The 22462-nt window shown below is 74.5% G+C and carries 18 protein-coding genes; 11 read left to right on the forward strand and 7 right to left on the reverse strand.

The window, feature by feature from the left end; translation table 11 throughout:
- Window positions 1–61: 61 nt before the first annotated feature.
- Window positions 62–337, reverse strand: a complete 276-nt coding sequence (locus tag AB0G79_RS08605) for a hypothetical protein (RefSeq protein ID WP_360802282.1) — start codon at window positions 335–337, stop codon at window positions 62–64.
- Window positions 338–485: 148 nt separating this feature from the next.
- Between AB0G79_RS08605 and AB0G79_RS08610 the strand changes: the two genes are divergently transcribed.
- Complete coding sequence (locus AB0G79_RS08610) at window positions 486–845, forward strand: arsenate reductase family protein (protein ID WP_360802285.1); 360 nt, start codon at window positions 486–488, stop codon at window positions 843–845.
- 5 nt (window positions 846–850) lie between these two features.
- Window positions 851–2266: a PLP-dependent aminotransferase family protein gene (locus tag AB0G79_RS08615; RefSeq protein ID WP_360802288.1), complete on the forward strand. Its 1416-nt coding sequence runs from the start codon at window positions 851–853 to the stop codon at window positions 2264–2266.
- A gap of 252 nt (window positions 2267–2518) precedes the next feature.
- Here the strand turns inward: AB0G79_RS08615 and AB0G79_RS08620 are convergent, their stop codons facing one another.
- Window positions 2519–3406, reverse strand: coding sequence for a Gfo/Idh/MocA family oxidoreductase (locus tag AB0G79_RS08620; protein ID WP_360802291.1), 888 nt, complete (start codon window positions 3404–3406; stop codon window positions 2519–2521).
- Between the two features lie 274 nt (window positions 3407–3680).
- Between AB0G79_RS08620 and glnII the strand changes: the two genes are divergently transcribed.
- Window positions 3681–4712, forward strand: coding sequence for a glutamine synthetase (gene glnII / locus AB0G79_RS08625; RefSeq protein ID WP_360802294.1), 1032 nt, complete (start codon window positions 3681–3683; stop codon window positions 4710–4712).
- Between the two features lie 360 nt (window positions 4713–5072).
- The gene (locus AB0G79_RS08630) at window positions 5073–5666 is read left to right on the forward strand and encodes a winged helix-turn-helix domain-containing protein (protein WP_360802297.1); all 594 of its coding nucleotides are present in this window, start codon (window positions 5073–5075) and stop codon (window positions 5664–5666) included.
- Here AB0G79_RS08630 and AB0G79_RS08635 read toward each other — a convergent pair whose 3' ends face one another.
- Both AB0G79_RS08635 and AB0G79_RS08640 read right to left on the reverse strand, forming a co-directional pair.
- Complete coding sequence (locus AB0G79_RS08635; protein ID WP_360802300.1) at window positions 5667–7091, reverse strand: PepSY-associated TM helix domain-containing protein; 1425 nt, start codon at window positions 7089–7091, stop codon at window positions 5667–5669.
- A 51-nt stretch (window positions 7092–7142) separates the two neighbouring features.
- Window positions 7143–7739, reverse strand: a complete 597-nt coding sequence (locus AB0G79_RS08640) for a hypothetical protein (protein WP_360802303.1) — start codon at window positions 7737–7739, stop codon at window positions 7143–7145.
- Window positions 7740–7982: 243 nt separating this feature from the next.
- Here AB0G79_RS08640 and AB0G79_RS08645 point away from each other — a divergent pair, with 243 nt between their 5' ends.
- From AB0G79_RS08645 to AB0G79_RS08665, 5 genes are all read left to right on the forward strand, one after another.
- Window positions 7983–8978 carry an NAD-dependent epimerase/dehydratase family protein gene (locus AB0G79_RS08645; protein WP_360802306.1) on the forward strand — a complete coding sequence of 332 codons (996 nt, stop codon included), beginning with the start codon at window positions 7983–7985 and terminating at the stop codon, window positions 8976–8978.
- Between the two features lie 464 nt (window positions 8979–9442).
- Complete coding sequence (locus AB0G79_RS08650) at window positions 9443–10246, forward strand: tyrosine-protein phosphatase (RefSeq protein ID WP_360802309.1); 804 nt, start codon at window positions 9443–9445, stop codon at window positions 10244–10246.
- Window positions 10247–10300: 54 nt separating this feature from the next.
- Window positions 10301–12970 carry a hypothetical protein gene (locus AB0G79_RS08655; RefSeq protein ID WP_360802312.1) on the forward strand — a complete coding sequence of 890 codons (2670 nt, stop codon included), beginning with the start codon at window positions 10301–10303 and terminating at the stop codon, window positions 12968–12970.
- Between the two features lie 143 nt (window positions 12971–13113).
- Window positions 13114–13974 (forward strand): metal-dependent hydrolase, encoded by an 861-nt coding sequence (locus tag AB0G79_RS08660; protein ID WP_360802315.1) that lies wholly within the window; start codon window positions 13114–13116, stop codon window positions 13972–13974.
- A complete protein-coding gene (locus AB0G79_RS08665; protein WP_360802318.1) occupies window positions 13974–15053 on the forward strand; it encodes a PDR/VanB family oxidoreductase in 1080 nt (359 codons plus the stop codon). The genes AB0G79_RS08660 and AB0G79_RS08665 overlap by 1 nt, the downstream gene beginning before the upstream one ends.
- Before the next feature lie 59 nt (window positions 15054–15112).
- On the opposite strand, the gene AB0G79_RS08670 is transcribed toward AB0G79_RS08665, so the two are convergent.
- Window positions 15113–15424, reverse strand: coding sequence for a hypothetical protein (locus AB0G79_RS08670; RefSeq protein ID WP_360802321.1), 312 nt, complete (start codon window positions 15422–15424; stop codon window positions 15113–15115).
- A 37-nt stretch (window positions 15425–15461) separates the two neighbouring features.
- On the opposite strand from AB0G79_RS08670, the gene AB0G79_RS08675 reads away from it, so the two are divergent.
- A complete protein-coding gene (locus tag AB0G79_RS08675; RefSeq protein ID WP_360802324.1) occupies window positions 15462–16226 on the forward strand; it encodes a TetR/AcrR family transcriptional regulator in 765 nt (254 codons plus the stop codon).
- On the opposite strand, the gene AB0G79_RS08680 is transcribed toward AB0G79_RS08675, so the two are convergent.
- The gene (locus tag AB0G79_RS08680; RefSeq protein ID WP_360802327.1) at window positions 16211–16543 is read right to left on the reverse strand and encodes an isomerase; all 333 of its coding nucleotides are present in this window, start codon (window positions 16541–16543) and stop codon (window positions 16211–16213) included. The two genes, AB0G79_RS08675 and AB0G79_RS08680, sit on opposite strands and share 16 nt — an antisense overlap.
- A 51-nt stretch (window positions 16544–16594) precedes the next feature.
- Here AB0G79_RS08680 and AB0G79_RS08685 point away from each other — a divergent pair, with 51 nt between their 5' ends.
- Window positions 16595–17113 (forward strand): GNAT family N-acetyltransferase, encoded by a 519-nt coding sequence (locus AB0G79_RS08685; protein ID WP_360802330.1) that lies wholly within the window; start codon window positions 16595–16597, stop codon window positions 17111–17113.
- Here the strand turns inward: AB0G79_RS08685 and pulA are convergent.
- Window positions 17100–22400, reverse strand: a complete 5301-nt coding sequence (gene pulA, locus AB0G79_RS08690; protein WP_360802333.1) for a pullulanase-type alpha-1,6-glucosidase — start codon at window positions 22398–22400, stop codon at window positions 17100–17102. The genes AB0G79_RS08685 and pulA overlap by 14 nt on opposite strands.
- Between the last annotated feature and the right edge of the window lie 62 nt (window positions 22401–22462).

The raw sequence follows: 22462 nt of genomic DNA on the forward strand, positions 1-22462 counted from the left end.
GCGGACCCCGCCGCCGGAGGCGCTGCCCGGACCGATCCGTCCGGGCAGCGCCCCTCCGGTGTCAGCGCCCGTAGCGGATCAGGGCGCGGACCATGCGGCAGGTGGTGTCGGACGGCGGGTGGATGCCGATGCCGGCGGCCGTCGTCCTTATCGTCGCGTTCGTGGCCTTCGACGGCACGTAGACCCCCGCGTCGAGCAGGGCGATGGCCAGGCGCATGGCCTTCAGGCGGCGGTTGTGCGTCACGTACCACTCGCGGGGGCGGCCCGCGGGCAGCGGCTTCCTCTGGAGCGGCTTCCAGGCTTCGAGCGACGGCGTCCGGATCACGGCGAGAGCCATGGGCTACCTCCTGGCGAAGGGTGGGTGCGGGCCCTCCCCGGGACCCTCACCTTCACCCCTTATTTTAGTGGCCACCACTGACAATCGCCCCTGGCCAGACAGGGTTTGGGGGGTGGTGGAGGGCGGCCTGGGGGGTACCGTGTGGGGCATGGAGATCTGGATCAATCCCGCCTGTTCCAAGTGCCGCTCTGCCCTCACCCTGCTCGACGCCGAGGGCGCCGACTACACCGTCCGCCGCTACCTGGAGGACGTGCCCTCGCCGGACGAGATCCGGCAGGTCCTCGACCGGCTCGGCCTCGAACCGTGGGACATCACCCGGACCCAGGAGGCCGCCGCCAAGGAGCTCGGGCTCAAGGAGTGGCCGAAGGACGCGGAGAACCGCGACCGGTGGATCGAGGCGCTCGCCGGGCACCCCAAGCTGATCCAGCGGCCGATCATCACGGCGGAGGACGGCACCGCCGTCGTGGCGCGGTCGGAGGAGGCCGTGCGGGACGCGCTGTCCCGTTGAGCGGTGTGACGCTCGGTGAGGCCGCTGGGCCCGGCGGCCTCGGGGCCGACCTGCATCTGGAGCTGGGCGCGGGCGGCAGCCGGCGCGCCGCGCTGACCCGGGCGCTGCGCGAGGCCGTGCGCGGCGGACGGCTGGCCCCCGGGACACCGCTGCCGCCGTACCGTTCGCTCGCCGCCGACCTCGGGATCGCCCGGAACACCGTGGCCGACGCGTACGCCGAGCTGGTCGCCGAGGGCTGGCTGACGTCCCGGCAGGGATCGGGGACGCGGGTGGCCGACCGGGTCGCCGCCCCCACCCCGGGGCCGGTGCGACCGGTGGCGCCTCCCCCGCTCCCGTACGACCTCGTCCAGGGCAAGCCGGACCCGAGCGCCTTCCCGCGCGCGGCCTGGCTCGCGGCGTCCCGGCGCGCGCTGACGGCGGCGCCGCACGAGGCCTTCGGGATCGGGGACCCGCAGGGGCGGATCGAACTGCGGCGGGCGCTCGCCGCGTACCTGGCGCGGGTCCGGGGCGTCCGGACGACACCGGACCGGATCGTGGTCTGCTCGGGCGCCGCGCACGCGCTGCGGCTGCTCTCGCGCGTCCTCGGTCCGGCGGCGCCGTGGGCGGTCGAGGCGTACGGGCTCCCCTTCCACCGGAGCCTGTTCGGCGAGGCGGGCGCCGGAACGGTGCCGGTGGCCGTCGACGGGGACGGGGCGCGGGTCGCGGAGATCCCGGAGGGCGCGGCGGCGGTGCTCCTGACCCCCGCCCACCAGTTCCCCACCGGCGGACCGCTGCATCCCGAGCGGCGGACGGGCGTCCTGGAGTGGGCGCGCACGTCGGGCGGGCTGGTGGTGGAGGACGACTACGACGGCGAGTTCCGCTACGACAGGCGTCCGGTCGGCGCGGTCCAGGGGCTCGACCCGGAGGCGACGGCCTTCCTCGGCTCCGTCAGCAAGGCCCTCTCCCCCGCCCTGCGCATCGGCTGGATGTGCCTGCCGGCGGCCCTGGTGGACCCGGTGGTCGCGGCGAAGGGCCTCCGCGAGCCGCACACCCCGGCGACGGAGCAGCTGACGCTCGCGGAGTTCCTGGACTCCGGCGCGTACGACCGGCACGTCCGGCGGATGCGGCAGCGGTACCGCGTCCGCCGCGACCGTCTGACGGCGGTCCTCGCGGAGCACGTCCCCGAGGTACGGGTCACGGGCATCGCCGCCGGGCTGCACGCCGTCCTGGAGCTCCCCGCCGGCACGGAGGCCGCGGCCCTCGCGGCGGCGGCCCGCCACGGGGTGGCCGTCGAGGGCCTGGCCTCGTACCGCCACCCCGAGGCAACCGGCCCCGCCCCACCGGACGGCCTGGTCGTCGGCTACGCGACCCCGCCGGACCGCCTGTACGAGCCGGCGCTCGACGCTCTGTGCGGTGCCTTGGGTGAGGCCTTGCGGCCGTAGGGAGCGCGGGGCGGGTGCGGGTGGGCAAGGCGCCTGCGGCGGGCCCTCCCCCACCCCGCCCCTTCCCGAAACCGGGGGCGCCGCCCCCGGCCCCCGCGCATCGAGCGCCGGCGGGGCTGATCGGCTTCGTCATCACCAGCTCCTGGCCCTCTTGCCCCTGCGCCACATGGCCGAGACCGGCCCCCGTCGGCGAGCCCGGCCTTGAGGGCCTCGGGCGCGGTGGCGAGGGAGGCGGTGCGGGCCTCCCTCCGGTCAGGCACCGGCCGCGAGGCGTTCCGCCTCGGTCAGGATCTCGGTCAGGCGGAGGCCGAAGCGGGCGTCGCAGGGGTGGGGGGTGTCGCTGGTGAGGGCGTCCAGGGCCGCTCCGTAGGCGGCCGCCGCGCCCTCCCAGCGGGGCAGTTCGGTCTTGCCCGCCGTGCCGTAGAGGGTGAGGGCCGCTTCCGCCGCCTCCGGCGGGGCGCTCAGGGTGAGGGTGGCGGTGCTGGTCGCGCCCGAGGTGTGGCGGAGGATCAGGTGGGTGGTGTCCGCCGGGCCGGCCGCCGCCGTGATGTCCGTGACGTCGCCGAGGACCGGCAGGAAGACCGAGAGGACGTGCGGGCCCACGTCCCAGAGGCCGCCCTTCTCGCGGCGCCAGGGCGAGTCGGCGTACGGGCTGGCGGAGCCGGGGCCGTAGAGCGAGCCCAGCCAGTGGGACTCGCCGAGGAACCAGTTCCCCGCCGCCGTCTGCTCCTCGATCCAGCTCGCCGTCGGCGGGGCGAACCTGAGCGTGCAGAAGACCACCGAGGCGACCCCGGCCGCCTCGACCGCTTCCGCCACCTCACGGGCGCCCTCCACCGTCGTCGCCACCGGCTTGTCGAGCAGGACGTGGCAGCCCGCCTCCGCCGCGCGGACGGCCAGGGGCGCCTGGACGTCCGGCGGGAGGGCGAACGCGACCGCGTCGCTCGCCGCGAAGAGGGCGTCCACGTCCTCGTACGCCTTCGTGCCGAACGTGCCCGCGAGCTCCGCCGCCGCCTCCGGCCGTCTGCCCCACACGCCGCTGAACTCGACGCCCTCGTGGCCCGCGATCGCGGGCGCGTGCGTCCGGGCCGCCCAGGGGCCGGTGCCGAGGAGTCCGATGCGGGTCTTGTGATGCGTCGCCATGGTCCCCAGTCTGCCCTGTGGGTCCGACAGCCCCTCCTCGTATACGACGGCGCACCCCCGCCACACCCCGCCTCGCACAGGCGCCCCGGGCCTGAACGGATGGCCGAGTAACACGGGGTTCACAAACGGGCAACCGATGGGAAATCCCGTGTTGCCAAGCTGCGGTCGAACGAAACAGCGCGTCAGCGCCAAGACCGCAGCTTCTCGCAGTGCCGCGAGCCGCAGCGGACCACCACCGCAGCAGCACGCCACCGCAGGCAAAAGGATGAGACCCGTGACCTTCAAGGCTGAGTACATCTGGATCGACGGCACCGAGCCGACCGCGAAGCTTCGCTCCAAGACGAAGATCATCGCCGGTGCTCCGCTCGCGCTCGACGAGCTGCCGATCTGGGGCTTCGACGGTTCCAGCACGAACCAGGCCAAGGGCCACGCCTCGGACCGCGTCCTCAAGCCGGTCTTCGTCTGCCCGGACCCGATCCGCGGCGGCGACGACGTCCTGGTGCTGTGCGAGGTGCTCAACACGGACATGACGCCGCACGAGTCCAACACCCGCGCCGCGCTGGCCGAGGTCGCCGCGAAGTACGCCTCCCAGGAGTCGATCTTCGGCATCGAGCAGGAGTACACCTTCTTCGAGGGCACCCGCCCGCTCGGCTTCCCGGTCAACGGCTTCCCGGCCCCGCAGGGCGGCTACTACTGCGGCGTCGGCGTGGACGAGATCCACGGCCGTCCGATCGTCGAGGCGCACCTCGAGAACTGCCTGAAGGCCGGTCTCGGCATCTCCGGCATCAACGCCGAGGTCATGCCCGGCCAGTGGGAGTTCCAGGTCGGCCCGCTGTCCCCGCTGGAGGTCTCCGACCAGCTGTGGATCGCCCGCTGGCTGCTCTACCGCACCGCCGAGGACTTCAACGTCTCCGCGACCCTCGACCCGAAGCCGGTCAAGGGCGACTGGAACGGCGCCGGCGCGCACACCAACTTCTCCACCAAGGCCATGCGCGAGGGCTACGACGCGATCATCACCGCGTGCGAGTCGCTCGGCAAGGGCTCGAAGCCGCTCGACCACGTCAAGAACTACGGCGCCGGCATCGACGACCGCCTGACGGGTCTGCACGAGACCGCCCCGTGGGACCAGTACTCCTACGGCGTCTCGGACCGCGGCGCCTCGGTCCGCATCCCGTGGCAGGTCGAGCAGGACCAGAAGGGCTACATCGAGGACCGTCGCCCGAACGCGAACGTCGACCCGTACGTGGTGACCCGCCTCATCGTGGACACCTGCTGCGAGGCGCTCGCCGAGGCCGGCCAGGTCTGATCCGCACCGTCCTGAGGGAGAGGCGCCCACCGTTCCGCACGGTGGGCGCCTCTCCTCGTCTGTTTCCGTCATGTGGGACGCACGTCACGGGGTTTGGCCGACGAAGGGGTCGTCGGACGCATTCCCTTCTGATTCAATAGGGATATGGCCACGAAGAAGAACGACACCGCGACAGGTCGTCACGACCTCGAGCCGTTCTGGCCTTCCCGTCAGCACCACGACTTCGACCGGGTGTGTTGTCGCGCGATGAACGCGTCGGCCCTCTAAAGCCCCGATCGGCAGTCCGATCCCCCGGCCTTCGGCCGACGCGCAGGAGAACTCCCCGTCTTCCTCCTCCGCGTGAAAGAGCTGACTTCAGCCATGGCCTACACCGCCACCGCCGTCCCCGCCGTCCCCGCCGCCTCCGCCGCCTCCGCCGCCGCCTCCCTCGCCCGTCCCGGCCGGCACCGACTCCGGGCCGTCCATCCGAACGAGGCCGTCGACCTCTCCCAGGTCGCCGATTTCCTGCCGCCCGGCGCCACCCTGCTCCCCGCGCCGCCGCACACGCTGCCGACGCTGCCGGGGCGCCCCCCGATGGTCGGGTACCTCGTCCTCGTACCGGCCGACGCCGCCGCCCTGTCGACCGCCCCCGCCCCCGCCCCGGCGGCCGGGGAACCGGCCGCGGAGCAGCCGGAAGGGCCCGTGGCCATCGACACGGTCCGGCGGATCGCCGTCGTCGACGGCGAGGCGCTCGACCTCACGTACCTGGAGTTCGAGCTCCTCGCCCACCTGGTGGCACACCCTCACCGGGTGCACACCCGCGACCAGTTGGTGACCACGGTGTGGGGGTACGGGCACGTCGGCGACGGCCGTACGGTCGACGTCCACGTGGCCCGGCTGCGCCGGAAGCTGGGCGCCGAGCACCGCCGCACGATCCAGACCGTGCGGCGGGTCGGCTACAAGTACACGCCCTGATCAGCGAGTTGTCCGGGCCCTCACCTTCGCCGCCAGGGCGAGGGTGAGGTCCACCGCCAGGAACAGCAGCAGGCTCAGGCCGAGCAGCGGGACGAACCAGCCGACGAGCGCCGTCACCGCCGCGATCGGCAGCAGCGCCGTCACCGGCACCTTCCGCCAGGCACCGCGCGCCACCGGGCGGCCGGGGCGGCGCAGCCACCACATGCGGTAGCCCCAGAGGATCAGCAGGATCAGCGCCAGGGCCAGGGCGGCGAGGGCGAGTTGGTTGGCCAGGCCCAGGAAGACGCCGGTGTGGGCGTCGATGCCGATCCGGGTCAGCTTCGCGAGGAGCGGGTAGTCGGCGAAGGCGAGCCGGTCGACGACCGCGCCGTCGGCCGGGTTCAGGGCCACGGAGTCCAGCTGGAGCGGGAACTGCGTGTCCGTCTCCTTGACGACGTACCCCTTGCCCTCGGCGGGGAGGGCGACGGAGACCCGGGGACTGTCGATGCCGGCCGCGCGGGCCGCTTCGAGCGCCTTGTCGACGCCGATGTCCGGGCCCTGGGGCGTGGTCGTCGTGCCCGTGTGGCCCGCGCCGTGCCCCTCGTGGCCGGAGGAGCCGGCGCCCGCCGCCGGGTCGAGCGCGGCGGAGAGCTTCGGGGTCGCGCCGCCGAGCCCGTCCTGGACCACGCCGATGTTCTCGCCCGCGTACCGCGACCAGGTCAGGCCCGTGGCGGAGAGCAGGACGAGTCCGGTGACCGCCCAGAGGCCGACCGAACCGTGCCAGGAGAGGGTGCGGCGGCGGGAGGCCGGGCCGCCCTCGGGGACGAGGAGGGCGCGCTTGTTCCTGCGGCGGCGGCCGAACCAGAGCGCGGCGCCGCCGAGGGCTATCACCCACAGCCAGCTCGCGGCGAGCTCGCTGTAGTTGCGGCCGAGCTCGCCGAGGTGGAGGTCGGCGTGGAGGCCGTCGATCCAGGTGCGCAGCGGGAGGGCGCCGGAGCTGCCGAAGCTCGGCAGCTGGCCGCGGACGTCTCCGGTGTACGGGTCCACGAAGACGGCGAGCGAGGTGCCCTCGGGGACGTCCGGGTCGTCCATCAGGACCCGGGTGGTCGCGCCGGGCTCGGCGGCGGGCCAGACGGCGGTGACGGTGCCGTTCGGGTTGGCCTTGCGGGCGAGGTTCACCTGCTGGGAGAGCGGCAGGGTCGTGTCGCCGACCGGGACCTCGAGCTCGTGCGCGTACACGACCTTCTCGGCCTGGAACGAGAGCGCGTAGAGGAGGCCGCTGACGGCGGCGACGAGGAGGAAGGGGGCGACGAGGACGCCCGCGTAGAAGTGGAGGCGGAGGACGAGGGGGCGCAGGGCGCTCCAGGTGCCGGGGCGGGCGGGGGGCGCCGCTTCTCCGGGGGCCTCGGGTGCTGTGTCCGGGCGTGCGGGATCGTCGATGGCCATGACGGACCGTCCTTGGAGTGTTCGGGGGACAACGGGAGGAGACCCCCGGTGTCAGACCTGTGCTCCGAGGGCCGTGGCGCGGGGTGCGACGGGGCGGGGCGGGCCGCGCCGGGAGAGGGCGTGCGCGAGGACGACGGTGTGCGGCCGGTGGGCGGCGCGGCGTGCCCGGCGGACCGGGCCGCGCGGGGCGTCGGGGACGCGGACGGGGGCGAGGAGCAGGCGCAGCGGTGTGGAGGCGTACGCGAGGGCCGCCTCGGCGAGCGTGAAGAACGCGGCCTCGCCGCGGGCCAGCCAGAGGCCGCAGAGAAGGGCGGCGAGGAGGTGGACGGCGAGCATGCCGGGGCCCGACGCGGGGCCGGAGCCGGTGACGCTCATCGCGTCCATGACCCCCGTCTGGACCGGGTCCATGGAGGCGGCGTGCCCGGCCGGCATGCCGGTGAGCGGGTGCCGGTGCGGCGCGGCGGCGGCGTGGCCGGTCGCGTGCGCGCCCGTCGTGGAGAAGATCAGGTGCAGGGCGCCCTGGAGGACGGCCATGGCGCCCGCGACCGCGGGCGCGCCCCGGCGCCGTCCGGCCCCGGCCCAGGCGACGGCCGCGGTCGCGCCGAGGGCGGCGAGGAGGACGGGGGCGGAGAGCCGGTGCGCAGACATGGACGAATGCCCCACGGCGGCCAACGCCACGCAGACCACCGCGAACAGTGCGGCTCGCAGGGCGCGCAGGGGCGACCGGGCATCCGTCATCGTCGGCCATGGTGTCACCCGCCCACCGGGGACGACAGACCGCCTCCCGGCAACGCCGCCCGCCGCTCCGCGGGTCGGGCGTTCTCCTCCGGCGGAATCCCCTCGCAGCGGAATCGTGTGGTCCCGGTCGTCCTCGGCGGGCAGGGTTCGATCATGAAGCTGCTGATGCTGGGTGGTACGGAGTTCGTGGGCCGGGCGGTCGTCGAGGCCGCGTTGGGACGTGGATGGGAGGTGACCGTCTTCCATCGGGGGCGGCATCCTGCCCCGGAAGGAGCGCGTGCCCTCGTCGGGGACCGCGTCGGCGGGCTGGACGCGCTCGCCGACGGGACCTGGGACGCCGTCGTCGACACCTGGTCGGCCGCGCCCTCGGCCGTCCGTGACGTCGCCCGGCTGCTCGCCGGCCGGGTCGGTCGGTACGCGTACATATCCAGCCGCTCCGTCTACGCCTGGCCGCCCGCCGCCGGGCTCGCGGAGGACGGGCCGCTCGTGGAGGGTTCGCCGGACGCCGGTGACGTGCCGTACGCCGAGGCGAAGCGCGGCGGCGAGCTCGCGGCGACGGCCGCGTTCGGGGAGGACCGGACGCTGCACGTCCGCGCGGGGCTGATCGTCGGCCCGTACGAGAACGTCGGCCGGCTCCCCTGGTGGCTGGGCCGGATCGCCCGCGGCGGCGACGTCCTCGCCCCCGGGCCGCGCACGCTCCCCCTCCAGTACGTCGACGTCCGCGACCTCGCCTCCTGGACGCTCGACGCCGTCGCGGCCGGGCTCTCGGGGCCGTACAACCTCGTCTCGCCGCCCGGCCACACCACCATGGGCGAGCTGCTCGACGCCTGTGTCCGGACGACGGGCTCGGACGCCCGCCTGCGGTGGGCCGCCCCGGAGGCGGTCCTCGCCGCCGGGTTCGAGCCCTGGATCGAGCTGCCCGTGTGGCTGCCGCCGGGCGAGATGTACGACGCCCTGCACACGGCCGACGTGTCCCGGGCCGTGGCGGCGGGACTGCGCTGCCGGCCGGTGGAGGAGACCGTCGCGGACACCTGGGCGTGGATGAACTCGCTCGGCGGCGCCGTGCCCGCACGGGCCGACCGGCCTGCCAAGGGGATCTCGCCGGAGCGGGAGGCGGAGTTCCTGGCGACGGCGTTCGCGGAGGCGTGAGCCGAGGTTGCCGGGGGCGCCCGGGGCTCCCGGGGCTCCCGGGGCCGTGCGGGTCCGCGGTGGCCGCGCGGGTCCCGGTGGCCGTACGGCCCCTGGTGGCCGTGCGGGGCCGGTGGTCGTGCGGGGCCGGTGGCCGCGCGGGGCCGGTGGCCGCGCGGGTCCCGGAGGTCGTGCGGGTCCCGGAGGTCGCGCGGGTCCCGGTGACCGTGCGGTCCCGGTGGTCATACGGCCCGCCGGTGGCCGTGCGGGGCCCCGTGGCCGTACGGGTCCCGGAGGTCGTGCGGATCCCCGTGACCGTACGGGTCCCACGTGGCCGTACGGCCCCCGGTGGTCGTGCGGGGCCGGTGGTCGTGCGGGGCCGTGGCCGCGCAGGTCCCCTGGCCGAACTGGCGTGATTCCGGTGATCCACTACGGTCGACAGTGGCCGTAGCCGCAGCCAGAGCCGCACCGGAGGAGCCGACGCCATGCCCGCCATCCCCACCACCTCCGTCGCCAACCTCCGCGACCTCGGCGGGCTGCCCCTCGGCGACGGGCGCGCGGTCCGTCCCGGGCTCGTCCTCCGTTCCGCCCAGCTCGACCGGCTCGACCCCGCCGAACCGCTCGTCGCCGGCCTCGGCGTCCGGACCGTCGTCGACCTGAGGACGGACAGCGAGCGCGGCGAGCGCCCCGACCGGCTGCCGGCCGGGGCGCGGCTGCTCGTCGCGGACGTGCTCGCCGACCACCTGGCCACCAGCGGGCTGCCGCCCGCCGCCCGCCTCAAGGTCCTGCTCTCCGACCCGGCGCTCGCCGAGGAGCACCTCGGCGGGGGCCGGGTCCGCACCGCGTTCACCCGGACCTACCGCACCTTCGTCTCCGGCGACGCCGCGCGCGCCGCGTACCGCTCCCTCCTCACCGAGCTCGGCACGCCCGGTGCCGGGCCGCTCCTCTTCCACTGCTCGGCGGGCAAGGACCGGACGGGGTGGGCGGCGACGGTCGTGCTCACGCTGCTCGGCGCGGACGCGGAGACCGTGCGGAGCGAGTACCTGGCGGTCAACCCTGCGGTACGGCAGGCGTTCGCGCCGATGATCGAGGGCTTCACCGCGCAGGGCGGCGACCCGGACCTCGCGCTCCAGCTGATCGGCGTCCTGCCGGAGTACCTGGACGCGGCGCTCGACGAGGTCGAGTTCCGCCACGGGTCGATGGAGAAGTACGTACGGGACGGGCTCGGCGTGCCCGACGAGGTCACGGACCTGCTGCGCGAGCGCCTGACGGCGGACGGGCCGGTGTGACGGCGGGGGCGGCCGCCGGGGTGACCATCGGATGAATCGCTCGTTCTGCTGAACGTGAGCACCCAGGATCTCGTCCCCTCGCCCGTTGGTCCCGTCGACGTCGAGCAGGCCGAGGCCGCGCTCGTCGAGCGCTATCCCCGGCTCGTCCGCATCGCCTACCTGGTGCTGCCTCCGTCCCTCGGCCGCAACCGCCGGGTCCTGACCGCGCACGCGCTCGTCCAGCGCTCGCTGCCGCGGCGGCGGGTGCCGGGGCCCTCGGTCCCGGCGCCGCGGCGCACGGAGGACGCGGTCGATCCCGGGTACGCGTACGTACGGGGCGAGGTGCTGCGGCAGGCGATCGTCGCCGGCCTCCCGCTGCGGCGCCGTGCCCTGCCCCGGCGGGCCCAGTTCCCGCCGCTGCTGCCCCAGGTGTGGGGACTGCGGGTCTTCCCCCGCGTCGGCGGCGCCGACGAACTCGCCCTCGACCAGCGCCTGTCCACCCTCTCGGGCCCCGGCCGTGCCGCGTACGTGCTCCGCGGCCTCGAACGCCAGGGCGACGCGGAGGTCCTCCGCGTCCTGGCGGCGGCGGGCGTCACCGACCCGGCGACGGCCCTGGCGGAGGCGGACGCGCTGGACGCGCTCGACACCCTCGACACCGCGGAGGACGCCGGCGACACCGAGGCCGGTGGGCGCAGCGCCGCCGGGGGACCCGGCACGGCCGGGGGCCCGCAGGGACCCGGAGGAGCCGGAGGAACCGGAGGGAACGCCGCCGCCGGGGGGCCGGAAGGCCCCGGTCGGCACGGCGGGGGCGCCGGGGCCCCCGGTGCCCCCGGCCCCGCCGGTCGTGACGGGCGGCCCGCACGGGTCGGCGAGCAGGCCGGGCCCGGGCGGGCCGGAACCCGGGACGGGTCCGGCCGCCTCGGCCGGCTCGGTCGCCTGGCCGACGCCTGGGGCGGCGGGGCCGACCGGAGCGTCGGCGAGGACGGCACGGACGCGCGTGCCACGCAGGGCGACCCCGCGCGCGGGCGCTCCTCTTCCGGTCGACTCCCTTCCGGCCAGGACGGCGGAAGCGCCGCCGGACGACCCGACGACGGCCGGACCGGGCGGCCGGGCCGGGACGGCGGCGACAACGGGGACGGCCGAAGCCGTGGACCGGCCGGGGGCACCACGCAGCCCGGCGGCGCCGGCGGAGACACCCGACGGCACGGACCCGGCGGGGCCACCGCCCAGCCCGGCGACCCCGACGGCGCCGGCCGAGGCCGAGGTCCGGGCGAGGGCCCCGCGCAGCACACCGGCGACGACGGGGACAACCGGCGACACGGACCCGGCGGGGCCACCGCCCAGCCCGGCAGCGCCGGGGGCGACGCACGTCCCCTCCGGTCCGCGCGGCTCAGTGGTGCCGCCCTGCTCGAATCGCCCGAGTTCGATCCGTGCTCCCTCCAGGCCCGGCCCACCGATCTGCTGCGGCGCCGTCAGCACCTGCGGGCCGCCGCCGTCGGGGTCGTCGCACTCGCCGCCTGCGGCGCGCTGCTCGGGTTGCCGGGGGACGGGTGGGGGCGGAACGGGGCCGCCGCGCCGAGTTACGCCCGCAACCCCGCCGCCGAGGCCGCGCTCGACCCCGCCGCCGTCAAGCGGGTGCCCGCCGGGGCGTGGACCGCTGCGACGCGGCGGGACTTCTCGGCGTGGCCCGCCCGGGGCTCGCTCGTGGCGGATCGCGCGCTGCTGCGGCGGGCGTTGGCCGTGTGGGCGCGGCCGGGGCTCTCCGTGACCTCGTCCGCCACGCCGGGGACGCCCGTGGGGCCGCCCATGGGGTCGCCGCAGCTCCTCTTCGCGGGGCTGGTGGACGGGGCCCGTGTCGTCCTCTTCCACGACGGGCTGCGGGCCGTGCGGTACGCCGAGCCCGTGGAGGGCACGGACGGCGCCGGCCTCGACTTCGCCCGTACCGACGCCGCCGACTCCGTCGGCTCCCTCGCGCTGGTCGTCTCCCGCGCGTCCGGCAACGTCCGCTACCTCACCGCCCCTTGGGCCCGGGAGGTCGGCGTACGGGACCTCCTCGCCCCCGCGAAGGCCGCCTGGCCGCTCGCGCGGGACGCCGACGGCGTCACCGAGCCGGTGCCGAGCCCCGCCGCCCAGACGAAGGAGTGCGCCCGCTGGAACACCCTCCAGGTGGGGGACGGTTCCGGCACCCGGCTCCTGAGCGACCTGGGCGAGCTCGCGCCCGCCCGGCTGCTCTGGGGCGCCCCGGACCGGCCGGTGGACGCGACCGGGCCGGACGCGCGGCAGGCGTGGGCCCGTACGGCCTGCGGGCTCTCCGCCGCGCGGGGCCACGGCGTGCGGTCCGTGAACGCCTGGCGGTTCGCCCGGCAGGCGCTGCCGGAGGGCGCGGGACAGGGGGCGTGGGTGTGCTCCCGCGCCGAGACCTGGCGGGGCACCGGCGGCCGGGCCCTCGCCCAGTTCCTCGTCCCCGACCCGAAGGTGCCCGCCGCCGTGGCCGCCCACTCCGAGAACTCCCCCTCGTGCGGCGTCCGCGATCCCCGGGTCCTCGCGGGCGTCCTGTGGCGGGCGCCGGGCGGGAGTTGGTACGTCCTGGCGGCGGGGAGCGACGACGTCGCCTCCGTGGAGGCGACCGGGGGCGTGCGGGGGCGCGCCGAGGGGTCGCTCCTGGCGGTCAGGGCGTCGGCGGGGGCGCGGGCCGACCTGCGCGGCACGGCGGAGGACGGGACGCCGGTCGCGGCCCTGCGCTGAGCGGACTCCGCGGGGCTCCCGGGGATTCCCCGGAGCCCCCGGCGGTCCCGGGAGCAGTCGCCGTCTCCGCGTCGGCATCCCCGTGGCGAAAAAGGGGTGTTCGGACTCTGTCGCTCACTCCTACCGCTCAGTACATTGACGTCATGTCTAATACGCAGCCCGCACTGGTGGCCCGCAAGGTCTCCTTCGACTGGGAGAAGACGCCGCTCCACTGGGTTCCCGGCGACCCCTTCACCACCCACACGATCAACGTGCTGCACCTGCTGCTCCCGGCCGGTGAGCGCTGGTTCGTGCACGTCTACAAGCAGGCGCTGCCGTACATCACCGACGACCGGCTGCGCGAGGACGTCATCGGCTTCATCGGCCAGGAGGCCGTCCACTCCCAGGCCCACGACGACGTCCTCCCCCACCTCAGGAAGCTGGGCCTCGACCCCACCCCGTACACCGCCCAGGTCGACTGGTTCTTCGAGAAGCTCCTCGGTGACCGCACCCTCCCCCCGGGCCGCCCGCGCCGCTGGTGGCTGATGGAGCGGGTCGCGCTCATCGCCGCCATCGAGCACTACACCGCCTTCCTCGGCAACTGGGTCCTCAACGCCGACGAGCTCGACCGCCGCGGCGCCGACCCCGTCATGCTCGACCTGCTCCGCTGGCACGGCGCCGAGGAGGTCGAGCACCGGGCCGTCGCCTTCGAGCTCTTCCAGCACCTCGACGGCGGCTACCGGCGCCGTGCCCGCACCTGGGCGACCGCCTTCTCCGCGATGGTCTTCCTCTGGCAGCGGGGCGTCCGCTTCTTCATGGAGAACGACCCGACGCTCGTCGGCGCCAAGCCCTCCGTGGGCCAGTTCGTCCGCAGGGGACGGGAGGGCGTGCTGCCCTCCACCCCGGACATGCTGCGCTCCATACCCCGCTACCTGAGCCGCGCCTACCACCCCTCCCAGGAGGGGGACACCGCGCAGGCCGTGGCCTACCTGACCGCCTCGCCCGGCGCCAACGGGGGCCGCTGATGCCCCGGTTGACCACCGCCGCCGTCCTCGCCGGAGCCGGGGCCGGGGCAGCGCTGCTCGTCCGCCGCGCCGTCCGGAGCCGGATGTCCACGGCCCCGCTGTGGCCGCTGCCCGCGCTCGACGTGCCCGTCTCCGGGTACGGGCGGGGCCGCACCGCCCCCCGCAAGGTCCGCGTCACCGGGCGCACCACCCCCGCCGACGGGGTCGTCGAACTCCGCCTGGAGGCCACGGGAGGGGCCGGCCTGCCCGCCTGGCGGCCCGGCTCCCACGTCGACCTCGTCCTGCCCTCCGGCCTCGTCCGGCAGTACTCGCTCTGCGGGGACCCCGCCGACTCCCGCGCGTACACGATCGCCGCCCGGCTCGTCGAGGACGGGGACGGCGGCTCTCGCGAGGTCCACGAGGCGCTCCAGGAGGGCGTCGAGATCGAGATCCGGGGCCCCCGCAACCGCTTCGCGCTCGTCGACTCCCCCGCGTACGTCTTCGTCGCCGGCGGCATCGGCATCACGCCGGTCCTGCCGATGGTGCGCGCCGCCGAGGCCGCCGGGGCGGAGTGGCGGCTCGTCTACTGCGGGCGGAGCCGGTCCACCATGCCGTACGTGACGGAGGTCGAGCGGCTCGGCGGTGACGGCGGGCGCGTCACGGTCGTCGCCGAGGAGGAGGAAGGCCGTCCCGATCTCGGTTTCCTCGCGCACGTGCCGGCCGAGACCGCCGTGTACTGCTGCGGGCCCGAGGGGCTCATGGCGGCCGTGGGCGCGGCGCTTCCGGACGGCCGGACGCCGTTCCTGGAGCGCTTCACCGCCGCCCCGGCGACCGGCGGCTCCCCCTTCGAGGTCGAACTCCGCCGTTCCGGCCGTACGGTGAAGGTGGCCGCCGACCAGTCGCTCCTGGCGGCGGTCCGCGCCGAGCTGCCCGGGATCACGTACTCCTGCGAGCAGGGATTCTGCGGGACCTGCCAACAGCGGGTCCTGGGCGGGGAGATCGACCACCGGGACGAGCTGCTCACGGAGGCCGAGCGGGAGGACTCGATGCTGATCTGCGTGTCGCGGTGCGCGGGGAAGCGGCTCGTCCTCGACTTGTAGGGGCCGGCACCGCGGCGTCCCGGTGGAGCCCCGGCCGCCCCGGCGGCGGGACGCACCCGCTACGGCAGGATCAGCCAGTCGAAGGCCAGCGCCGCCGCGAGGCCGCCCGCCAGGAGCCAGGTGGCCAGGCGCGTACGGCCGTTGCGGGAGAGTTCGATGACGACCCCGCACAGGATCATCGCGAGACCGTACACGCCGACGACGAGGACGGACGTGCGGCTGGCGAGGCGGATCACGAGGACGACGGCGAGCGTCACGAGGACGGCGGAGGCGATGGTGACGGCAAGTCGCCGCGCCTGCTTCGGGGTGAGACCGTCGGGCGCCTGCCCGTCGGTCTCCGCTGCCGGGGTTTCCTGGTCGGAGGCGCTCATGGACCAGGAGCGTATCGGACGCCGTTAGGCTGTTCGTATGACGACCGGTGTACGCCGCAGGATGGGCGTCGAGGAGCGCAAGCAGCAGCTGATCGGGGTGGCCCTCGAACTCTTCGGCCACCGCTCTCCCGACGAGGTCTCCATCGACGAGATCGCCGCGGCCGCGGGGATCTCCCGGCCGCTGGTCTACCACTACTTCCCCGGCAAGCAGAGCCTCTACGAGGCCGCCCTGCGGCGGGCCGCCGACGAGCTCGCGGCCCGGTTCGTGGAACCGCCGAACGGGCCCCTCGGCGCGCGCCTCCTGCGGGTGATGGGCCGGTTCTTCGACTTCGTCGACGAGCACGGGCCCGGCTTCGCCGCGCTCATGCGCGGGGGTCCGGCGGTGGGTTCGTCCACGACGAACGCGATGATCGACGAGGTGCGGCAGGCCGCGTACGAGCAGATCCTCGCCCACCTGGAGGTCGAGAGGCCCTCGGCGCGGCTGGAACTCGTCGTCCGCTCCTGGGTCTCGCTCGCCGAGTCGACGGCGCTGCTGTGGCTGGACGGCCGCCGGGTGCCGCGCGCGGAGCTGGAGTTGCAGCTCGTGCACGACTTCGCCGCGCTGGCGGCGGTGAGCGCGGCGTACGACGAGGAGATGGCGGAGGTCCTCCTCCGCATCCTGGCGGACGAGCCGGCCGACGGCCCCTTCGGGGATCTCGTGGCCCGGCTCGCCGCGCTCGTGCCGTCGGCGGGGTCGCTCGTGCCGTCGGCGGGGTCGCTGGTGCCGGCGGAGTCGCTGGTGCCGGATCAGCGTTTGCGGTAGGAGGAGTCGAGGTCGCGGACCTCGACGGAGAGCCGGACGTCCTCGGGCACCGGCAGGAACGTCGGCAGCATGTCGAGGACGGCCTCCGCGAGCTTCGCCTTGTCGGCGTCGGGGCGGCCGGAGAGCAGGGCGATCTCGACGTGCACGATCACGTCGTAGGTCGAGCCGTCGCCGACGATCAGCTCCTCGATCTCGCGGAAGCGCGTCTTGCAGGCGTCGAGTTCGGCGTCCACCGTGTCGACGACGAGCGGGTGCAGGGCGCGTGCGAAGCCGCGCCGGTCGAGGGGCGCGGAGTAGTCGACGGTGATCTGCGGCATGGGGTCACTCCAGGGGAACGGGCGTCTGAACCCAGCTATACGGTGATCGCCATGACGGCACAAGTGACCTTTCGACAGGCGGACTCGCGCGATCTCGACCTTCTGGTGGGGTTGTTCGACAAGGTGGCGCACTGGCTCGTGCGGAAGGGCGTCGACCAGTGGCGGCCGGGGGCCCGGGACTCCGGACACTTCCGCCGGCGGATCGCGGAGGGCGAGGTCTGGATCGCGTACCACGAGGGCCTCGCGGTCGGCGCGTACGAGTTGTGGTGGGAGGACGAGCACGCCTGGGGTCCACAGCCCCCGGTCGCCGGGTACGTGCACCGGCTGATGGCCGACCGGGAGACGGCGCCCGCCGGCACGGGGCGGGCGCTGCTCGCGCACGCCGAGGGGCGGGTCGCCGCCCTCGGCCGTTCGGTGGTGCGGCTGGACTCCATGACGAGCAACCCGCGGCTCCGTACGTACTACGAAGCCGCGGGTTACCGGGTGGTCGGCGAGGAGCCCGACAAGCTCGCCGCCGACGGCACCCGGTACTCGGTCACGCTGTGGGAGCGGGCCCTCACCCGGCCCTGAAGACCGCGACGGTGCGGGCCGGGACCGTGAACGTGCCCGTACCCGGCTCGTACGCGGCCGTCTTCACGACCGGGTCGGAACCACCCGCCTGGACCGGGTGGAGCGCGTAGCCCTTTCCGGCCAGGTCGCCGATCGTCTGCGTCGTGCCGCGCGGGGTCGCGTTGAGGACGACGACCAGGTCGCCGAGGCGCATGGTGATCACGCCCGGGGTCTCGTCGCGGCCGGAGAGCGGGAAGGAGAGGGCGGACTGGACGCGGTCGGCCGTCTCCAGGGAGAAGACCGGCTCGGTGGTGCGGATCTTCTGGAGGTCCCGGTAGGCGGCGGAGGCGCCGTCGATCTGCTCGCAGCCGACCGTGAGGGCGGGGTTGGTGAGCAGCGGCTTGCCGTAGGACCACTTGGCCTTGTTGTCGGCGGCCGGGGGCAGGCCGCGGCCGAAGCCGTTGCCGTCGGCGCAGTCCCAGTGGATCGCGTTGAACCAGTCGCCGCTGTCGTACGAGTTGCGGTCGAGGGACTTGGAGCGGAGCAGGTCGGAGCCGGCCTGGGAGAGCGCCGGGCCCTGCGAGAGGGTGGCCGTGGCCATGGCGAGGACCTGCATGCGGGCGCGGTCCGCCGGGGACGTGCCGGCCGGGAGCTTGAAGGCGAGCGCGTCGTACAGGGTCTCGTTGTCGTGGGCGTCGGCGTAGGCGAGGGCGTCGCCGGGGGCGGCGGCGTAGCCGGCCGGGGAGCCGTTGTAGTCGACCTGCCGGCCCGTGACCGTGCGGCCCGCGGTGTCGGTGAAGGTGTAGTCGGCGAGGTTGCCGGTCAGGCCGACCTTGATGAGGTCCTGGTAGTGCAGGAGGCGGGCCTTCTGCTGTTCCGGGGTGCCGTTGGCCGTCGACGTGTTGGGGTCGGTGTAGAGGCCGGAGGCGAAGCCCTGGACGCCCGGGTCCTCGTCGAAGGGGCCGCCGCCGCGCACGGCGTCGCGGGCGCGGTCGGAGAAGGTGGCGACGCCGGTTCCGGCCATGTTCTTCTGGGTGGCCTGGACGAAGCGGGCGTCGTCGGCGATCTCGCCGAAGTTCCAGCCCTCGCCGTAGAGGACGATCGCCTTGCCGTCGACGCCGTCCTTGGCGACGGTCAGGGCGTCGAGGGCCTTGCGGACGGCGAGGATGTTGGCCTTCGGGTGGTGGCCCATGAGGTCGAAGCGGAAGCCGTCGACCTTGTACTCCCTGGCCCAGGTGACGACGGAGTCGACGACGAGCTTGCCCATCATCGCGTTCTCGGGCGCGGTGTTGGCGCAGCAGGTCGAGGTGGCGACGGTGCCGTCGGCCTGGAGGCGCTGGTAGTAGCCGGGGACGATCCGGTCGAGGACGGACTTGTCGGACTGTCCTGCGGCGACGGTGTGGTTGTAGACGACGTCCATGACCGTGCGGAGGCCGTCGCCGTTGAGGGCCTGGACCATCTGCCGGAACTCGACCGTGCGGCGGGTGCCTTCGGGGTCGGTGGCGTAGGAGCCCTCGGGGACGGTGTAGTGCAGCGGGTCGTAGCCCCAGTTGTAGGCGTCCTTGGCCGCGGCGGCGGCCACGCAGGCCTGCTGCTCCTCGGAGTCGGGGGCGTACACCTTCAGGTCGCAGGCGGGGGTGGTCTGCGCGGACTTCTTCTCGGGGACGGTGCCGATGTCGAAGGCCGGGAGCAGGTGGACGTAGGAGGTGCCGGAGGCGGCGAGGGCCTTGAGGTGCTGCGAGCCCTTGCTGTTCTTGTCGGTGAAGGCCAGGTAGGTGCCCTGGTGGCCGGCCTTGGCCGTGGGGTCCGCGATCGAGAAGTCGCGGATGTGGAGCTCCTGGATCTGGGCGTCGCGCAGCGGCACGGCGGCCGGCTTGCGCAGCTCCTTCCAGCCCTTGGGGGCGAGGCGGGGGTCGGTCAGGTCGACGGCGAGGCTGCGGGCCGAGTCGGTGGTGAGGGCGGTGGAGTAGGGGTCGGTGACCTTGTTCTCGACGACCTTCTGGACGCTGGGGGCCCAGACCTTCACGACGTACCGGTAGGGCTTCCCGGCCCAGTCCTTCTTCCCGGTGACCGACCAGACGCCGGAGCTCTCGTCGCGCCGCATGCGCACGGTCCTGCCGTCGAGTTCGAGGGCGACGGACTGGGCGGTGGGGGCCCAGAGCGAGAGGGTGGGGCGGCCGTTCCGGAAGACCGGGCCGAGCGCGGCCTTGGTGGCCTTCGGCGCGTACAGGTCGTCGAGGACGCCCGCGGTCTGGACGCCGGTGGCGGCGAGCAGGGCGCCGTTGGCGGCGCGCTGGGTGGCGATGAGCTGGCCGCGCAGGGAGGCGCGGACGCGGTCGGCGTCGCGCGGGTCGACGGTGAAGGCGGGGTGGGCGGCGAGGTGCGGGAACTTCGCCTTCTGGGCGTCGGTGAGGGCGGACGGGGTGAGGCGGAGCCACTTGCCCTCGTCGCTCAGGGCGCCGTCGGTGACGGTGATCCCGCCGTCCTCGGCGTACACCAGCTGCTGGCTGGTGGCGTCGTTCGTCTTCACCTTCCAGACGACGGTGTTCCGGTCGATCCACTGGGCCTCGGCCTTGCCGAGGTCGAGGCTCGGGGCGCCGCCGACGGTCGGGAGGAGGTACTTGGGCTGTGCGGAGAGCGCCCAGATCTCGTGGCCGTAGGTGGCGAGGTCGAGGTTCTGGTCGGTGGGCAGGTCCTTCTCGTCGCCCTTGTGGAGGATGTACGAGAGGGAGGTCGCGCCGTCGGTGAGCGGCACCTCGTAGACGGCGCCGTACGCGTCGAAGCGGACGGGCATCAGCGGCTTGGACCAGTCGGTGGGCTGGGCGGCGCCGCCCCAGGTGTGGAGGCCCCAGCCGTCGTAGTTCCCGTCGGGACGCTGGTAGTGGATGACGGCCTTGGTCTTGTCCTGCGGGGCCGGGGCCGGGTCGGTGTCGGACTGGCCGTCCTGGCCCTGGGTGATCCAGACCTCGCCGGTGCGGCCGAGGGTGACGGTCCGCTGCGGGCCGTCGGCGGTGCCGTCCTTCTCGACGGTGTAGGCGACGGTGGACGCGCCCTCGGGGACCTTGACCCAGGCGAAGGCGCCGTGGGCGTCGCGGCCGGTGAACGCGGCTTCCTGGCCGGCGGCCTTCAGGGTCCAGCCGGTGTAGTCGCCGTCCTCCCGCTTGTAGTGCACGACGGCGTGGGTGCGCTCGACGGCGACCGGCTTCTCCGGGGCGGGGACCTGGCCGGCGGTGGTGGCGGCGGTGGCGCTCGCGGTGCGGCCGGCGCTGTCGACGACGACGGCCTTGTAGCGCAGGGCCGTTCCGGCGGCGGCGGTCACGTGCTGGGTGACCTTGTAGGGGGCGTGGTCGGCGGTGCCGAGGACCTTCCAGGGGCCGTCGCCGGTCTGGGCGGCGAAGACGACCCGGTTGAGGCCGCCGCCGGTGACGTCGGCGGAGAGCTCGACGGTGCCGGTGGCTCCGGCGGCCGGGGCGTCGAGGGTGACGGTCGGCTTCGCGGTGGGGGCCGGGAGCGGGGCGTCGGCCTTGAGGACGAGGGAGGAGAGGGCGGGGACGGTGACCGTGACGGCCCCGTCCTCGGTGGTGACCGCGCCCTGGCCCCCGTACAGGAGGCGGAAGGAGGCGGTGGAGTCGACGGGGACCGTGACGGTCCTGTCGGTGGTGGCGCTGTTGGTGGCGACGAGGTACTCGACGCGGGCCTTCGCGTCCGTGCGGGAGAAGGCGTAGACGTTCCCCTCGGCGTACCGCTCCTGCTGGACGCCGTCGCGGAGGGCCGGGTGGGCCTTGGTGAGGGCGGAGAGTTCGGCGACGGAGCGGTAGATCGGGTGCGTGGTGTCGTACGCGTCGGAGGCGTGGGTGCGGTCGGTGCCGATCTCGTCGTCGTCGAGGTAGTCGGCCGCCCGCGAGGCGAACAGCGGCTGGCGGGCGTCCTTGTCGCCGCCGGCGCCGGTGAAGCCCTGCTCGTCGCCGGAGTAGATCACCGGGTTGCCGCGCGAGAGGAACATCAGCTCGTTGGCGAGGCGGGAGCGGCGGACGAGTTCGGCGTCGGAGGCGCCCGGGTTGTCCTGCTTGAGGAAGCCGCCGATGCGGCCCAGGTCGTGGTTGCCGAGGAAGGTGACCTGCTCGTAGGCGTTGGCCTTGTCGGTGGTGTACCGGTAGTCACCGGCGAAGACCCTGGCGAGGCGGTCGGCGCCGGCGCCCTGGGAGGCGAAGGCGCGGGCCGCGTCCTGGAGGGGGAAGTCGAGGGTGGCGTCGAGGCGGCCGCGGGTGACGTACGGGGAGGTGACGGCGGGGTCGGCGGAGTAGACCTCGCCGAACATGAAGAAGTCCTCGCGGCCCTGCTTCCTGGCGTACGCGTCGAGGGCGGTGGCCCACTGGGTCCAGAAGTCCAGGTCGACGTGTTTGACGGTGTCGATGCGGAAGCCGTCGATGTCGAAGTCGCGGACCCAGGTCTCGTAGATCTCCTTCATGCCCTCGACGACCTCGGGGCGTTCGGTCCACAGGTCGTCGAGGCCGACGAAGTCGCCGTACTCGACGGACTCGCCGGTCCAGGTGGAGTCGCCCCGGTTGTGGTACATGGTGGGGTCGTTGAGCCAGGACGGGACCTTGATCTCCGCCTTCTGCTCCAGGGTGTACGGGAACGAGTCCGCGTCCACCTTCCCGAGGGCGGTCCGGTCGTCGAAGGGGCGACCGTCCTTGTCGAGGTACGGGTAGGCGCCCTTGGGGCGGTAGCCGTACTTCTTCTCCGTGTAGTCCACGGTGTCGGCGGTGTGGTTGGTGATGACGTCGAAGAAGACCTTCATGCCCTTGGCGTGGGCGGCGGCGATCAGCTTCTCCAGGTCCTCGTTGGTCCCGAAGTGCGGGTCGACCTGGGTGAAGTCGGTGATCCAGTAGCCGTGGTAGCCGGCGGAGGCGTCCTTGCCGACGCCCTGCACGGGCTTGTTCTTGAAGATCGGGGCCAGCCAGATGGCGGTGGTCCCGAGCCCCTTGATGTAGTCGAGCCGCTCCGTGACGCCCTTGAGGTCACCGCCCTGGTAGAAGCCCTTGTCGGACGGGTCGAAGCCGGTCTCGGTGCGGCTGCCGACGAGGCCTCCGCGGTCGTTGCCGGTGTCGCCGTTGGCGAAACGGTCCGGCAGCAGGAAGTAGAACTGCTCCCGGGTGAGGTCCTGGCGGGCGGGCTGCGCGGCGAGCGCCTTGTCGGACGGCGGGGCGGGGACCCTGCCGGGGGCCGTCGCCGTCGCGGGGACGGCGGGCACGAGGGCCGCGCACAGGGCGGCGGCCAGCGCGACCGCCGTTCTCTTGGGTATCACGGGGGTGCTCCCTGGAGGAGGGACGGGGGTACGGGTGGGAGGGCCGCCCCGGTGGGGGCGGC

The sequence above is a fragment of the Streptomyces sp. NPDC020807 genome, assembly GCF_040641575.1.
Lineage (GTDB): Bacteria > Actinomycetota > Actinomycetes > Streptomycetales > Streptomycetaceae > Streptomyces.